General features: G+C 61.0%; 13 protein-coding genes and 2 pseudogenes. 13 read left to right on the top strand and 2 right to left on the bottom strand.

Annotated features, from left to right (window positions below; translation table 11 throughout):
• From DMY87_RS05920 to DMY87_RS05940, 5 genes and pseudogenes are all read left to right on the top strand, one after another.
• Positions 1-149 (top strand): annotated as a pseudogene (locus DMY87_RS05920) (lipoyl synthase); the annotation flags it as partial.
• A 50-nt stretch (positions 150-199) separates the two neighbouring features.
• Positions 200-460: pseudogene (locus DMY87_RS05925) on the top strand (type II toxin-antitoxin system RelE/ParE family toxin); the annotation flags it as partial.
• An 8-nt stretch (positions 461-468) separates the two neighbouring features.
• Positions 469-765, top strand: coding sequence for a HigA family addiction module antitoxin (locus DMY87_RS05930; RefSeq protein WP_110790400.1), 297 nt, complete (start codon positions 469-471; stop codon positions 763-765).
• Positions 766-777: 12 nt separating this feature from the next.
• Positions 778-1347, top strand: a complete 570-nt coding sequence (locus DMY87_RS05935) for a P-loop NTPase family protein (protein ID WP_110790401.1) — start codon at positions 778-780, stop codon at positions 1345-1347.
• Between the two features lie 9 nt (positions 1348-1356).
• Positions 1357-1809 (top strand): type II toxin-antitoxin system RatA family toxin, encoded by a 453-nt coding sequence (locus tag DMY87_RS05940; RefSeq protein WP_110790971.1) that lies wholly within the window; start codon positions 1357-1359, stop codon positions 1807-1809.
• Here DMY87_RS05940 and DMY87_RS05945 read toward each other — a convergent pair.
• Positions 1794-2300 (bottom strand): CinA family protein, encoded by a 507-nt coding sequence (locus DMY87_RS05945; protein ID WP_110790402.1) that lies wholly within the window; start codon positions 2298-2300, stop codon positions 1794-1796. The two genes, DMY87_RS05940 and DMY87_RS05945, sit on opposite strands and share 16 nt — an antisense overlap.
• Complete coding sequence (locus tag DMY87_RS05950; RefSeq protein WP_110790403.1) at positions 2300-3508, bottom strand: bifunctional 2-C-methyl-D-erythritol 4-phosphate cytidylyltransferase/2-C-methyl-D-erythritol 2,4-cyclodiphosphate synthase; 1209 nt, start codon at positions 3506-3508, stop codon at positions 2300-2302. Before DMY87_RS05950 ends, DMY87_RS05945 begins: the two co-directional genes overlap by 1 nt.
• Before the next feature lie 158 nt (positions 3509-3666).
• Here DMY87_RS05950 and dusB point away from each other — a divergent pair, with 158 nt between their 5' ends.
• The 8 genes from dusB to hfq all read left to right on the top strand — a co-directional run bounded on the left by dusB (position 3667) and on the right by hfq (position 13758).
• Positions 3667-4683: a tRNA dihydrouridine synthase DusB gene (gene dusB, locus DMY87_RS05955; RefSeq protein WP_110790404.1), complete on the top strand. Its 1017-nt coding sequence runs from the start codon at positions 3667-3669 to the stop codon at positions 4681-4683.
• On the top strand, positions 4680-5819 hold the full coding sequence (locus DMY87_RS05960; protein WP_110790405.1) for a two-component system sensor histidine kinase NtrB: 1140 nt from the start codon (positions 4680-4682) through the stop codon (positions 5817-5819). The genes dusB and DMY87_RS05960 overlap by 4 nt, the downstream gene beginning before the upstream one ends.
• Positions 5819-7270, top strand: a complete 1452-nt coding sequence (gene ntrC / locus DMY87_RS05965) for a nitrogen regulation protein NR(I) (RefSeq protein ID WP_110790406.1) — start codon at positions 5819-5821, stop codon at positions 7268-7270. The genes DMY87_RS05960 and ntrC overlap by 1 nt, the downstream gene beginning before the upstream one ends.
• 187 nt (positions 7271-7457) lie before the next feature.
• Complete coding sequence (locus tag DMY87_RS05970) at positions 7458-9722, top strand: sensor histidine kinase NtrY-like (protein WP_110790407.1); 2265 nt, start codon at positions 7458-7460, stop codon at positions 9720-9722.
• Positions 9712-11076: a nitrogen assimilation response regulator NtrX gene (ntrX, locus tag DMY87_RS05975; protein WP_110790408.1), complete on the top strand. Its 1365-nt coding sequence runs from the start codon at positions 9712-9714 to the stop codon at positions 11074-11076. Before DMY87_RS05970 ends, ntrX begins: the two co-directional genes overlap by 11 nt.
• 51 nt (positions 11077-11127) lie before the next feature.
• Positions 11128-12504, top strand: coding sequence for a Trk system potassium transporter TrkA (gene trkA, locus DMY87_RS05980; RefSeq protein ID WP_110790409.1), 1377 nt, complete (start codon positions 11128-11130; stop codon positions 12502-12504).
• 29 nt (positions 12505-12533) lie between these two features.
• Positions 12534-13397 carry a D-amino-acid transaminase gene (locus tag DMY87_RS05985; protein ID WP_110790410.1) on the top strand — a complete coding sequence of 288 codons (864 nt, stop codon included), beginning with the start codon at positions 12534-12536 and terminating at the stop codon, positions 13395-13397.
• Between the two features lie 109 nt (positions 13398-13506).
• The gene (gene hfq, locus DMY87_RS05990; protein ID WP_110790411.1) at positions 13507-13758 is read left to right on the top strand and encodes an RNA chaperone Hfq; all 252 of its coding nucleotides are present in this window, start codon (positions 13507-13509) and stop codon (positions 13756-13758) included.
• Positions 13759-13798 lie beyond the last annotated feature (40 nt).

Genomic DNA, 13798 nt, shown 5'->3' on the forward strand with positions numbered 1-13798 from the left:
AAGAGTTCAAGTCCTACGAGGACATAGCCTACACCAAGGGCTTCCTGATGGTCTCGTCGAGCCCGCTCACCCGCTCCTCGCACCATGCCGGCGATGACTTCGCAAGGCTGAAGGCGGCGCGGGAGAAGCTTCAAGTCGTGCGCATCTAGGCCTCGGCTCTGTCAGTTTGGGTGAAATCATGATATGAGATTTCAAGGACAAACTGACGGAACAACTTTTCAGAACGTCGGCGGTTCGCGGTTTCCCGCCAGACGTGGTCGAGCGTGCAAGACGAAAGCTGATGGCATTGCATGCGGCTAACGTTCTCGCAGATATGCGTGTGCCGCCAAGCAATCGACTGGAAGCGCTGAAGGGCAACCGGGAAGGCCAGTATTCGATCCGCATCAATGATCAGTGGCGGATCTGTTTCCGTTGGGTTGACGGGGATGCTTTCGACGTCGAAGTCTGTGACTATCACTGAGGTGTGAGATGCTGCATTTGCCTGAAGAGCCCATCCATCCCGGTCGCGTCTTGTTCGACGACTTCATCGCGGACTTCGGGTTGGCGTGCGACACGGTGGCTACGGAGACCGGTATCCCTTTGCCTGCGCTGGAATCGCTGGACAAGGGCGATGCCCATGTAACGGCGGAGATGGCGTTGCGGCTGGCGCGCTATTTCTCGACAAGTCCTGAATTTTGGCTGAATCTTCAGCGGACCTACGACCTTGCTCAGGCAAGCAAAACCGCGAAGGGTCTTGATCAGATCAGGCCCGTGGCCGCAGCTTGACGGTTGCTCCGAATGTTGGAGATCCCGCTCGGAAAAGATGCCGCTATCCAATTGCGTGCCGCTCGCCGCATCTGCGTCATAGGCTCCTCAGGCGCCGGAAAGAGTACGTATTCCCAGCGCCTCTCATCCTCGCTCAATCTCACTTACGTTTCGCTGGACAGGGATGTGCGCTGGCTGCCCGGTTGGCAGGAGCGGAGCCGAGAAGAGCAGCGTGAACGCTTGAGTGCCTTGGTTGCCGACGAGGCCTGGGTCATAGACGGCAGTGGTTCGTCGTCCTTTGATATAAGGCTGCCGCGCACCGATCTTATTGTGTGGCTGCGCCTTTCCAGGTGGAAATGCCTTCTGGACGTTGCGAAAAGAGTGGCGCGTTACAAAGGTACAGTCAGACCGGATATGGCCGAAGGTTGCCCTGAACCTTTGCCCGACCGCGAATTCCTTTCCTACATCTGGAACTTCGAACGCCGATTTTCCCCTAGGATCATCCAGGAGATCGAGCGTCACGGCCCGTCCGTACCCGTGATAACCCTGAAATCCTATGGCGAAATGGCGCAGCTGCTTGATCTTGCTGGCATCCGCGATTAAGTGCGGATCATGCCTCAGTTCGAAACCCGCCGCCTCGTCAAGCACTCCCCCGACCGTATGTACGCGCTGGTCGCAGACGTCGAGCGTTATCCCGAATTCCTGCCTCTTTGCGAGGCGCTGACCATCCGTTCTCGCCGCGAGCGCGAGGGCAAGGAGTTGCTGCTGGCCGACATGACGGTGGGTTACAAGGCGATCCGCGAGACCTTCACGACGCAGGTTCTGCTAACGCCCGCAGACCGGACGATCGATGTCAAATACATCGAAGGTCCCTTCAAGTATCTCGATAACCGTTGGCGCTTCGAAGAGGCCGGCGAGGGCGGTTGTGCCGTGCATTTCTACATCGATTACGAATTCAAGAACCGAATCCTCGGTGCGCTCATGGGCTCTATGTTCGACCGCGCCTTCCGCATGTTCTCGGAAGCCTTCGAGACGCGCGCCGACAAGATCTACGCCGGGGCCTGAACGGCGGCCGTCAGCATCTCAAGCGCTGTCTCGACCGTCGCAAGCCGGACCTGATCACGGCCGATCTCGCCGTAGCGCATCTCCCGGTGGTCGATGAGACCTGAGCGGGTCTTCAAGGCGAGATGAACGAGCCCAACCGGCTTCTCCACCGATCCACCGCCCGGTCCGGCGATGCCAGTCACGGCCACAGCGACCTCCGCATCCGAGCGCATCAGCGCCCCATGCGCCATCTGCAGCGCCGTCTCCTTCGAGACGGCACCGAAGACCTCCAGCGTCGTCGCTGAAACGCCGATCAGATCCATCTTGGCCTGGTTCGTATAGGTGACGAAACCGCGGTCGACGACGGCCGACGAACCGGCGATCTCGGTCAGAGCGCCCGCAATCAGCCCACCCGTGCAGGATTCTGCCGTCGCGAGCATCCAGCCAAGATCGCGGTAAGCCGCGATAATCGCGGCAGCCTGGTGCTCGATGTCAGCCGGATAAATGCCCATTACACGGCTCCCTGATAGACCACCGTTGCCGTCGCGATCGCAGCAATGCCTTCGCGTCTGCCAACGAAGCCGATCGTCTCATTCGTGGTCGCCTTCACCGAGCAACGATCAAGCGAGATGCCGAGGATCTCGGAGATCTTCTCCCGCATCGCCTGTCGATGCGGCCCGATCTTAGGTGCTTCGGCAATAAGCGAAATGTCTGCATTCATGATCGTGCCGCCCGCAGCGCGGACGACCTTGGCGGCATGCTCCAAAAAGATCCGCGATTCCGCGCCCTTCCACCGCATGTCCGAGGGTGGGAAATGGTCGCCAATATCGCCAGCACCGCACGTCGCAAGCAAAGCATCCGTCAGTGCATGTAGCGCAACATCGGCGTCCGAATGTCCCTTCAGCTTTTGGTCGTGCGGAATGAAGATACCGCAGAGCGTGACGCCATCACCTGCTTCCAGCTGGTGCACGTCGTAACCATTGCCGGTGCGAACGTCGGGCAGGGTGCCGCCTCTAAGTTTCTCGTCGGCCATGGTGATATCCCTTTGCACGGTCAGTTTGACATTGTCGATCGAGCCCTCGATCAGATGAACCGGGATGCCCGCCCATTCTGCGATGGAGGCGTCGTCGGTGAAGTCTGCCTCCAGTTCGCTTGCGGCTCGCTCGTGGGCGGCAAGGATCGTTTCGTAGTGAAAGCTCTGTGGGGTCTGCGCCGCAAAGAGATCCTTGCGCGAAACGGTGGCCGCGACGATCCCGGCGGCATCTGCGCGTTTGATCGTGTCGGCGACTGGAATGGCGGGCAGTATGGCGGATTGGCCGCCGGTAAGTGCCGCTGCAATCCGCTCCAGGAGCCCGCGATCGACAAAGGGCCTGACGCCATCCTGGATCATGACATGGTCAATCGGGTGGCCGCGCAGGGCGCGCAAACCATTCAAGACCGAAGCCTGGCGCGTTGCGCCACCGTTGACTGCAATCAGCTTCTGTTTTTGCGGTAGATCCGCAATCGCCGCCTGCAGCAGTTCATGATCATCGGGGTGGACCACGACGACGGTGGGGCCGCTTCCGGGCCAGTCGAGGAAGGCCTTGAGTGTGTGCCAGATGACGGCTTTGCCGCCGATCCTCCGGTATTGCTTTGGTCCTTCTGCGGATGTGCCGGCGCGTTCGCCGCGGCCTGCGGCCACCACGACAATCCCGATTGTTCCGCTCAGCTCTTGCTCCATCGCCCCGCCTGGTCCATGACACATTGTCTTCGCAACCGTGCTCTATCGGCTCGGCACCGGCTTTTCCAGCATTTGCACGATTTTTTATCGATGCGTGAGCTTTGCCTCTTGGCAAGCCAGTGACGACTGTCTAAAAATAATGCAAATGCGTTCTTTGCCTGAAAGATAATCATTTGATTTCCGTTGCGTTGGACACGCCCTTCAGCATTGGCACGGTTCCGGTTCGGAACCGTGTGGTGCTCGCGCCGATGTCTGGCGTGACCGATCTGCCGTTCCGCCAGCTGGCCTTTCGCTTCGGTGCCGGGCTGGTGGTGACCGAAATGGTGGCAAGCCGCGAACTCGTCTTCAACGCCGCCGAGAGCTGGTCGCGCCTCAAGGGCGCCGGCCTGACGCCGCATATGGTCCAGCTGGCTGGACGCGAGGCAAGATGGCTTGCGGAAGCAGCGATCATTGCCGAGGCGAATGGTGCGGACGTCATCGACATCAACATGGGCTGCCCGGCCAAGAAGGTGATTGGTGGCTATGCCGGCTCCGCTCTGATGCGCGAGCCGGATCATGCCCTGTCCCTGATCGAAGCGACGGTGAAGGCGGTGAAGATCCCCGTCACGGTCAAGATGCGTCTCGGCTGGGACGAAACGTCGATCAACGCGCCAGACATCGCCGCCCGGGCCGAAGCCGCCGGAGTTCAACTGATCACGATCCACGGCCGCACCCGCATGCAGTTTTACGAGGGGCGCGCCGACTGGGATGCGATATCGGCGGTCCGCGAGGCGATCCGCATCCCCCTGATTGCCAATGGCGATGTCGAGACGATCGATGATGCGCATGAGATCCTGCGCCGATCCGGCGCTGACGCGGTGATGGTTGGACGCAGTTGTCAGGGAAGGCCATGGCATGCCGGCGTGCTCGCTGGACATTCGGGCCCGCAAGCCGCCGAAATTCCCGGACTTGTTATCGAACATTACCGCATGATGCTGGAGCATTACGGTGCCGAGGTCGGCGTTCGGCACGCCCGCAAGCATCTCGGCTGGTATCTCGACCGCCACGCTCCGGAACTCGCGAGCGATGCCAAGGCGGCAATCATGACATCGAAGGACACGGGCTTCGTCGTCGAGGCTCTGGAGCGCGCGCTCTCGGGCAACGGCGGCGCCGGCGCCAGACAGGAGGCCGCATGACGGCGAACGACAACGCGAGCGGCAACGGCCTCGCCATGGCCGTGCTGAACGCCATTCAGAACCCGGTGGTGATGGTGGATGCGAACGGCCATATCGCCTTTGCCAATTGGGAGGCGGAAGCCTTCTTCGGCGCGAGTGCGGCCCATCTGGCGCGTTACCGCCTCTCCACCTTCATCCCTTTTGGAAGCCCGCTACTGTCGCTGATCGAGCAGGTGCGAGAACGTCGCGCTCCGGTCAACGAATACCGTGTCGATCTATCGTCGCCGCGACTCGGCCAGGAAAAGCTGGTCGATCTCTACGTTGCGCCGGTTCTCGGCCAGCCGGGCAATGTGGTTGTCGTGTTCCAGGAACGCTCGATGGCCGACAAGATCGACCGCCAGCTCACCCATCGGGCCGCTGCACGGTCGGTCACCGGTCTTGCCTCCATGCTGGCGCACGAAATCAAGAACCCTTTGTCTGGGATCAGGGGTGCGGCCCAATTGCTTGAGACAGCCGTGACCGACGAAGACAGGGCCCTGACCCGCCTGATCTGCGACGAGACCGATCGCATCGTCTCTCTGGTCGACCGCATGGAGGTCTTTTCCGACGAGCGGCCGGTCGATCGCCAGTCCATCAACATCCACTCGGTTCTCGACCAGGTGAAGGCCGTCGCCAAGGCGGGTTTTGCCCGCAATATCCGCATCACCGAGAACTACGACCCCTCGCTGCCGCCGGTCTTTGCCAACCGGGACCAGCTGGTGCAGGTCTTCCTCAATCTCGTCAAGAACGCCTCCGAAGCAATCGGTGAGCGCTCGGATGGCGAGATCCAGCTGACCACGGCATACCGCCCGGGCATTCGTCTGTCGGTGGCCGGTTCGCGGGAGAAGATCTCGCTGCCGCTCGAATTCTGCGTCCATGACAATGGCCCGGGCGTGCCCTCCGATCTCCTGCCGCATCTCTTCGATCCCTTCATCACGACGAAGACGAACGGTTCCGGCCTCGGCCTTGCCTTGGTCGCCAAGATCATCGGCGGCCATGGTGGCATCGTCGAATGCGACAGCCAGGCCAGCCGCACCACATTCCGGGTCCTCATGCCCATGTCGAAAGAGACGGCGCTCGACGACGCGCCCCTTGCCAAATCCTCGGGAACGAACTGATGACAGCCACGATCCTTGTTGCAGACGACGACGCTGCGATCCGCACGGTCTTGAACCAGGCGCTGAGCCGCGCAGGTTACGATGTCAGGATCACCTCCAATGCTGCCACGTTGTGGCGCTGGATTTCGGCGGGCGAGGGCGATCTCGTTGTCACTGACGTTGTGATGCCGGATGAAAACGCCTTCGACCTTCTGCCGCGCATCAAGAAGGCGCGCCCGGATCTGCCGGTCCTCGTCATGAGCGCCCAGAACACCTTCATGACCGCCATCAAGGCCTCGGAAAAGGGAGCTTACGACTACCTGCCTAAGCCCTTCGACCTGACGGAACTGATTGCCATCATTGGCCGCGCGCTCTCCGAGCCGAAGAAGCGTCCGGCCCGCCTCGACGACGACATGCAGGACGGCATGCCGCTGGTCGGCCGCTCGGCCGCCATGCAGGAAATCTACCGCGTTCTCGCCCGCCTGATGCAGACGGACCTGACGCTGATGATCACCGGCGAGTCGGGGACAGGCAAGGAATTGGTCGCCAAGGCGCTGCACGACTACGGCAAGCGGCGGAACGGTCCCTTCGTCGCCATCAACATGGCCGCCATTCCGCGCGACCTGATCGAATCGGAACTGTTCGGTCACGAGAAGGGCGCCTTCACCGGCGCGCAGAACCGCTCGACCGGCCGATTCGAACAGGCGGAAGGTGGAACGCTCTTTCTCGATGAAATCGGTGATATGCCGATGGATGCCCAGACCCGTCTTCTCCGTGTCCTGCAGCAGGGCGAGTATACGACCGTTGGCGGACGCACCCCGATCCGCACCGATGTTCGGATCGTCGCGGCGACCAACAAGGATCTCAAGCAGTCGATCAACCAGGGCCTGTTCCGCGAAGACTTGTATTACCGCCTGAACGTCGTGCCGCTCCGCCTGCCGCCGCTGCGCGATCGCGCCGAAGATATCCCGGATCTCGTCCGTCACTTCATCCAGCAGGGCGAGAAGGAAGGCCTGGACGCCAAGCGTTTCGACCAGGAAGCGCTGGAAGTGATGAAATCCTATGCCTGGCCGGGCAATGTCCGCGAATTGGAGAACGTGGTGCGCCGCCTGATGGCGCTGTATCCCCAAGACGTGATCGCCCGCGAAGTGGTCGAACAGGAACTGCGCGCGGATATTTCCGACAGCCCGATCGCCAAGGTCGGCGTGGCAAGCGGCACGATGACCATCTCCCAGGCGGTTGAAGAAAACATGCGCACCTATTTCGCCTCCTTCGGTGAAGCGCTTCCGCCATCGGGCCTCTATGACCGCGTTCTGACGGAGATGGAATACCCGCTGATTCTCGCGGCCCTGACGGCCACGCGTGGTAACCAGATCAAGGCTGCAGATCTCCTTGGTCTCAATCGCAACACGCTGCGCAAGAAGATCCGGGAACTCGGTGTCTCCGTCTATCGCAGTTCCCGTTCGGCTTGACATCAGGCAAAGCTCCGTTGCAATTTCGCCACATTGCGTTGCTCAAAAGCCACGTGATGTGGCGAACTGCTTTTTATGTCAGGGCGCTGACCTCTGTCGGAAACTGTCCGCAGAGCAGGAAATACCGATCCGGCCCCGTTGCCGGTCGTGAAGATGAGATCCGTTCCGGCGGATCCGGGGGAATTGAATGGCAAGGGTGAGGCGAGCCTCCGCCGCGGATGTTGAAGCGGCGATGGCGCAGGACCGTAGGGCATCCTTTGCGCTGCCTGGCCTTCTGCTCGCCGGCGGAGCGCTGCTTTGCGCCAGCTTCACACTGCCGATCCTCCTGGGCCTGACGCCCATCGAGCCGACGTCGCGCGTATTGGTCGCTTCGGCCGTGGTCAATTCGATGTTCATCGTCGGCCTGATGTTCCTGATCGGCCGCGAGGTTTTGCGATTGTTCAGGGCGCGCAACCGCGGCCGGGCGGCGGCCCGTTTGCATGTGCGCATCGTGGCCTTGTTCTCGATCATCGCAATTACGCCGGCGATCCTCGTCGCAATCTTCGCTTCGATCACGCTGAATGTCGGTCTCGACCGCTGGTTTTCGATTCGCACGCAGTCGATTGTCTCGTCATCTCTCAACGTTGCTCAGGCTTACATGCTGGAGAACGCCAGCTACCTTCAGGGTCAGGCGATCTCCATGGCCAATGACCTGGAGCGCAATCGTGCACTGTTTTATCTGGATCGCACCGGTTTCGTTGAGCTGATGACCCGCCAGGCGCGAGGGCGCGGCATGCTCGGCGCCTTCCTCGTCCGCGAGGACGGCTCGGCCATCACCAAGGCCGATATCGATACGGAAAAGCCCTTGCCCGCGATCCCGCGTGATGCGCTGGAAAGTGCAGCCGCCGGCCAGCCGACGCTCATTCCGCCGGGTGTGACCAACCTGGTTGGAGCGATCATCAAGCTCGATTCCATCTCGGGCACCTTCCTTTACACCATCCGTGCGGTCGACCCGAAGGTCATGCAGGCCATGCGGCTGATGGAGGAAAACACCGCTGAATACAAATCCATGGAGGATGGCCGCACCACGCTGCAGATTGCCTTTGCGATCCTCTATCTCGGTTTTGCGTTGATTGTCCTTCTGGCCGCCATCTGGACCGCCATTGCCGTTGCCGACCGAATCGTCAGGCCGATCCGTCTGTTGATCGGGGCTGCCGACAGCATCGCCTCGGGCAATCTCAACGTTCTGGTGCCGGTGCGTGCCGCCGATGGCGACGTCGGCAGCCTGTCTCGCACGTTCAACAAGATGGTCTCGCAGATCCGTTCGCAGCGCGACGAAATTCTCGAAGCGAAGGACGAAGTCGACGACCGCCGCCGCTTCATCGAGGCCGTGCTCTCAGGCGTGACGGCGGCCGTGATCGGCGTCGAGGACAATGGCATCGTCACCATCGTCAACCCTTCGGCAGAGTTCTTCCTCGCCCTGCCGGCGGACCAGTTGATCGGAGAGAAGCTGTCTCTAGTTGCCCCGGAGGTCGACCGCGTGCTGAACGAGGCGGCCGTGCGCCATCGCGGCGAGTATCGCGAGCAGATCAACATGATCCGAGGCGGCAAGGAGCGGACACTCAACGTCCAGGTGACCCGCGAAGAGACCGGTGGCTCGGAAGACAGTTATGTCATCACGCTCGACGACATCACCGACCTCGTGGTGGCGCAGCGCTCGACCGCCTGGGCGGACGTCGCGCGCCGCATCGCCCATGAGATCAAGAACCCGCTGACCCCGATCCAGCTTTCCGCCGAGCGCCTCAAGCGTCGTTTCGGCAAACAGATCGCCGAGGACGACAAGCCTGTCTTCAACCAGTGCACCGACACGATCGTTCGTCAGGTGGAGGATATCGGCCGAATGGTCGATGAGTTCTCCGCATTTGCCCGGATGCCGAAGCCGACCAAGCAGCGGACCGATTTGCGGGAAGTGCTGACGGATGCGGTCTTCCTGCGCGAAATCGGCAGCAGCGAAATCGAGTTCCAGCGCGACTTCGGCGACGAGCCGTTGGAAGGCAGTTTTGACGCGCGCATGCTGGCTCAGGCGGTCAGCAACATCGTCAAGAATGCCGTGGAGGCGATCGAGGCTGTGCCGGTGGAGGAAATCGGCAAGGGCAAGATTATGGTCCGTTCCTATTTCGACCACGCCCATGACCGCTTTGCCGTCGACGTCATCGACAATGGTCGCGGCCTGCCGACGGAAAACCGGCACCGGATCCTCGAACCCTATATGACAATGCGCGAGAAAGGCACCGGTCTCGGTCTCGCCATCGTCAAGAAAATCATAGAAGAGCATGGCGGACAGCTTGAGCTGCATGACGCTCCGGCCGATTTCGACCGGGGCAGGGGCGCGATGATCCGAATCATCCTCCCACGCGCCGAAGCGCCCACCATCGACAGCGAGAACGACAAGGAAAAGGTCCATGGCCTCTGATATTCTGGTAGTCGACGACGAAGAGGACATCCGCGAGATTGTCTCGGGCATTCTGAGCGACGAAGGCCATGAGACCCGCACGGCGCACGATGCCGACAGCGCCCTGGCGGCGATTTCCGACCGTGTGCCCCGTCTCGTCTTTCTCGACATCTGGATGCAGGGCAGCCGTCTCGACGGCTTGGCCCTGCTCGACGAAATCAAGCTGCGTCACCCGGATTTGCCGGTCGTGATGATCTCCGGCCACGGCAATGTGGAAACGGCCGTCTCCGCCATCAAGCGTGGCGCCTTCGATTTCATCGAAAAGCCCTTCAAGGCAGACCGGCTGATCCTGATCGCCGAGCGTGCGCTGGAGAATTCCAAGCTGAAGCGCGAAGTCTCAGATCTCAAGAGGCGCACCGGCGACGCCGTGGAACTGATCGGCACCTCGGTCGCCGTCTCGCAACTCCGCCAGACCATCGAAAAGATCGCGCCGACCAACAGCCGTATCATGATCTTCGGCCCCTCCGGCTCCGGCAAGGAACTGGTGGCACGCATGATCCACAAGCGTTCCAGCCGGTCCGCCGGCCCCTTCGTCTCGTTGAACGCGGCCGCAATCACGCCCGATCGGATGGAGATGGCACTGTTCGGCACCGAGGGTACGCCCGGCCAGCCGCGCCGGATCGGCGCCCTTGAGGAAGCCCATCGCGGTATCCTGTATCTCGACGAAATCGGTGAGATGCCGCGGGAAACGCAGAACAAGATCCTCCGTGTCCTGGTCGAACAGCAGTTCGAGCGGGTCGGCGGCTCTAAGCGTGTGAAGGTCGACGTCCGCATCATCTCCTCCAGCGCCTATAATCTTGAGGGCATGATCGCCGAAGGGCGTTTCCGTGAAGATCTGTTCCACCGTCTGGCCGTGGTACCCGTCAAGGTTCCGGCGCTGGCCGAACGACGCGAGGACATCCCGTTTCTGGTCGATATGTTCATGCGCCAGGTGTCCGAGCAGGCCGGCATTCGCCAGCGCAAGATCGGCGAGGACGCGATGGCCGTGCTCCAGGCAAACGACTGGCCGGGCAACATTCGCCAGCTGCGCAACAATATCGAGCGGCTGATGATCCTCGCCCAGAGCGACAGCCCCGAGGCTCCCATCACGGCGGAGATGTTGCCGCAGGACCTCTCCGACATGCTGCCCAAGGTCTCTGCGCGAAACGATACCCACATCATGACGCTGCCATTGCGCGAGGCACGTGAAATGTTCGAACGCGACTATCTGATCGCGCAGATCAATCGCTTCGGCGGCAACATCTCGCGGACTGCGGAATTCGTCGGAATGGAGCGCTCGGCTCTGCATCGCAAACTGAAATCCCTTGGCGTATAAGCAAGGCAAACGAGTCCGGTTCCAGGATCGGGCGAGCGCAGGAAAATCGCCATGAAGGTCATCATATGCGGTGCGGGCCAGGTCGGCTACGGGATTGCCGAGCGCCTGTCGCAGGAGGACAATGACGTCGCTGTCATCGACACCTCGGCGTCGCTCGTCTCCCATATCACCGAGACGCTCGACGTCCGTGGTTATGTCGGCCACGGTGCCCATCCGGATGTGTTGGCGCGTGCCGGCGCCGATCAGGCCGACATGCTGATAGCCGTCACGCTCTATGACGAGATCAACATGATCGCCTGCCAGGTGGCGCATTCCCTGTTCAACGTTCCGACGAAAATTGCCCGCATTCGTTCGCAGAACTATCTTCTGCCGGAATATTCCGATCTCTTCAGTCGCGAAAACCTGCCGATCGACGTGACGATCTCACCCGAGATCGAAGTCGGCAAGATGGTGCTCCGCCGCATCTCCTTTCCCGGCGCCACCGACATCGTCCGCTTTGCTGACGACCACATCGCCATGCTGGCCATCGAGTGCATGGAGGATTGCCCGGTCGTCGACACGCCGCTTAACCAGCTGAGCGAGCTCTTTCCCGACCTGATGGCGACCGTCTGCGCGATCTGGCGCAACGGCAAGCTGATGGTCGCCCGCTCGCAGGATCACCTGCTGGTCGGCGATCTCGCTTACGTCATCTGCCAACGCGACCATGCCCGCCGCACCCTTGGTCTCTTCGGCCATGAAGAGCAGGAAGCGGCCCGCATCGTCATCGCCGGCGGCGGCAATATCGGCCACTATGTCGCGCGCACGATCGGTCAGATGTCGCCGAAGACTCGCCTCAAGATCATCGAAAGCGATCGTGAGAGGGCGCTCACCGTGTCCGATCAGCTGTCGGATGCGATTGTCCTGCACGGTTCGGCCCTCGATCAGAACATTCTCCATCAGGCCGACATTCAGGATGCCGATCTGATGGTGACGCTCACCAACAACGACCAGACCAATATTCTGAGTGCCGCCATGGCCAAGCGCCTCGGCTGCAAGTCGGGAATGGCGTTGATCAACAGCCCGTCCTTTCATGATATCGCCGGCTCGATCGGCATCGATGCCTATATCAACCCACGTGCCGTGACGATTTCGCGTGTGTTGCAGCATGTGCGCAAGGGCCGCATTCGCGCCGTTTATGCCGTCCAGAAGGGCAAGGCCGAAGTCATTGAAGCCGAGGCGCTGGAAACCTCGCCGCTGGTCGGCAAGTTCTTCCGCGACCTGGAATTGCCTGCAGGCTTGCGCATCGGTGCGATTTACCGGGACAAGACGGTCTTGCGCCCGAATGGAGACACCCGCATCAAGGCCAAGGATCGCGTGGTGCTTTTTGCCGCGGCCGATGCCGTGCGCCATGTCGAGCAGCTGTTCCGCGTGTCGATCCAGTATTTCTAATAGCCAGCATCTTTGAAGGTTTGAACCCGATGCCCCGCATTGCCTATGTCAACGGCCGTTATCTTCCCCATTCGGAAGCCGCAGTGCATATCGAGGATCGCGGCTATCAGTTCGCCGACGGCGTCTACGAGGTCTGCGAGATCCGTCACGGCGTGATCGTCGACCTGACCCGCCATCTCGATCGCCTTGACCGCTCGCTGTCGGAACTTCAGATGAAATGCCCGATGAGCCGGGCAGCGCTCACCCAGGTGATCCGCGAGGTGGCCCGGCGCAACCGGGTGAAGAACGGGCTCTTCTATCTGCAGGTGACGCGCGGCGTTGCCCGACGCGACCATGTTTTCCCCTCTGCCGATACGCCGCCCAGCCTCGTGATCACCGCCAAGATCACCGATCCCTCGATCATTGCGAGGAAAAACGAGACGGGTCTGAAGGCGATTACACTTCCGGACAACCGCTGGGACCGCGTCGACATCAAGAGTGTCGGTCTTCTGCCCAATGCCATGGCGCGTCAGGCGGCGAAGGAACAGGGTGCCCAGGAAGCGATCTATATCGACGCGCGCGGCATGGTGACGGAAGGGGCGGCCACCAATGTCTGGATCGTCGATCAGGACGGTATCCTTGTCACGCGTCCGGCCGAACATGGCATCCTGCGCGGCATCACGCGCACCGGACTGATGGACGTCACGGCCAAGCTGGGGATAGAGGTTGCGGAACGGGAATTCTCCCGCGACGAGATGCTCGCCGCCCGCGAAGTGTTTATCACGGCGGCCACGAGCATCTGTTTCCCGATCGTTGAAATCGATGGCCAAACGATCGGAAACGGTCATCCCGGCGCCATGTCCGAGCGCATCCGTTCCGCCTTTTTCGACATTGCGGAAAAGACGGTGATTTGATACCACCTCATTTCGGTGGAGGGGCGAGGGGACCTATTCCCCACCTTGCCAGCAAGAACAATAATCACACCGGTCGAAAAAGGCCGGCAAGAAAGAAAGAAGCGGCGCCATGGCGGAACGTTCTCAGAACCTGCAGGATCTTTTCCTCAATACCGTTCGCAAGCAGAAAATCTCGCTGACGATCTTCCTGATCAACGGCGTGAAGCTGACCGGTGTTGTCACGTCGTTTGACAATTTCTGCGTTCTGTTGCGTCGCGACGGCCACTCGCAGCTGGTCTACAAGCACGCCATCTCGACCATCATGCCGGGTCAGCCGATGCAGATGTTCGAGAGCGAAGACAGCGCTGCCGGACAGGACTGAGATCATCACCAGCCGAGACACCAAGAACGATTCGATCATC

Origin of the sequence: Peteryoungia wuzhouensis (assembly GCF_003205195.1) — a bacterium.
GTDB lineage: Bacteria > Pseudomonadota > Alphaproteobacteria > Rhizobiales > Rhizobiaceae > Allorhizobium > Allorhizobium wuzhouense.

Excerpts from the sequence above, each read along its gene's own strand:
- DMY87_RS05930 (WP_110790400.1), top strand. The coding sequence starts at position 469 with ATGCTGCATTTGCCTGAAGAGCCCATCCATCCCGGTCGCGTCTTGTTC.
- DMY87_RS05935 (WP_110790401.1), top strand. The coding sequence starts at position 778 with ATGTTGGAGATCCCGCTCGGAAAAGATGCCGCTATCCAATTGCGTGCC.
- DMY87_RS05940 (WP_110790971.1), top strand. The coding sequence starts at position 1,357 with ATGCCTCAGTTCGAAACCCGCCGCCTCGTCAAGCACTCCCCCGACCGT.
- DMY87_RS05945 (WP_110790402.1), bottom strand. The coding sequence starts at position 2,300 with ATGGGCATTTATCCGGCTGACATCGAGCACCAGGCTGCCGCGATTATC.
- DMY87_RS05950 (WP_110790403.1), bottom strand. The coding sequence starts at position 3,508 with ATGGAGCAAGAGCTGAGCGGAACAATCGGGATTGTCGTGGTGGCCGCA.
- DMY87_RS05960 (WP_110790405.1), top strand. The coding sequence starts at position 4,680 with ATGACGGCGAACGACAACGCGAGCGGCAACGGCCTCGCCATGGCCGTG.
- ntrC (WP_110790406.1), top strand. The coding sequence starts at position 5,819 with ATGACAGCCACGATCCTTGTTGCAGACGACGACGCTGCGATCCGCACG.
- DMY87_RS05970 (WP_110790407.1), top strand. The coding sequence starts at position 7,458 with ATGGCAAGGGTGAGGCGAGCCTCCGCCGCGGATGTTGAAGCGGCGATG.
- ntrX (WP_110790408.1), top strand. The coding sequence starts at position 9,712 with ATGGCCTCTGATATTCTGGTAGTCGACGACGAAGAGGACATCCGCGAG.
- trkA (WP_110790409.1), top strand. The coding sequence starts at position 11,128 with ATGAAGGTCATCATATGCGGTGCGGGCCAGGTCGGCTACGGGATTGCC.
- DMY87_RS05985 (WP_110790410.1), top strand. The coding sequence starts at position 12,534 with ATGCCCCGCATTGCCTATGTCAACGGCCGTTATCTTCCCCATTCGGAA.
- hfq (WP_110790411.1), top strand. The coding sequence starts at position 13,507 with ATGGCGGAACGTTCTCAGAACCTGCAGGATCTTTTCCTCAATACCGTT.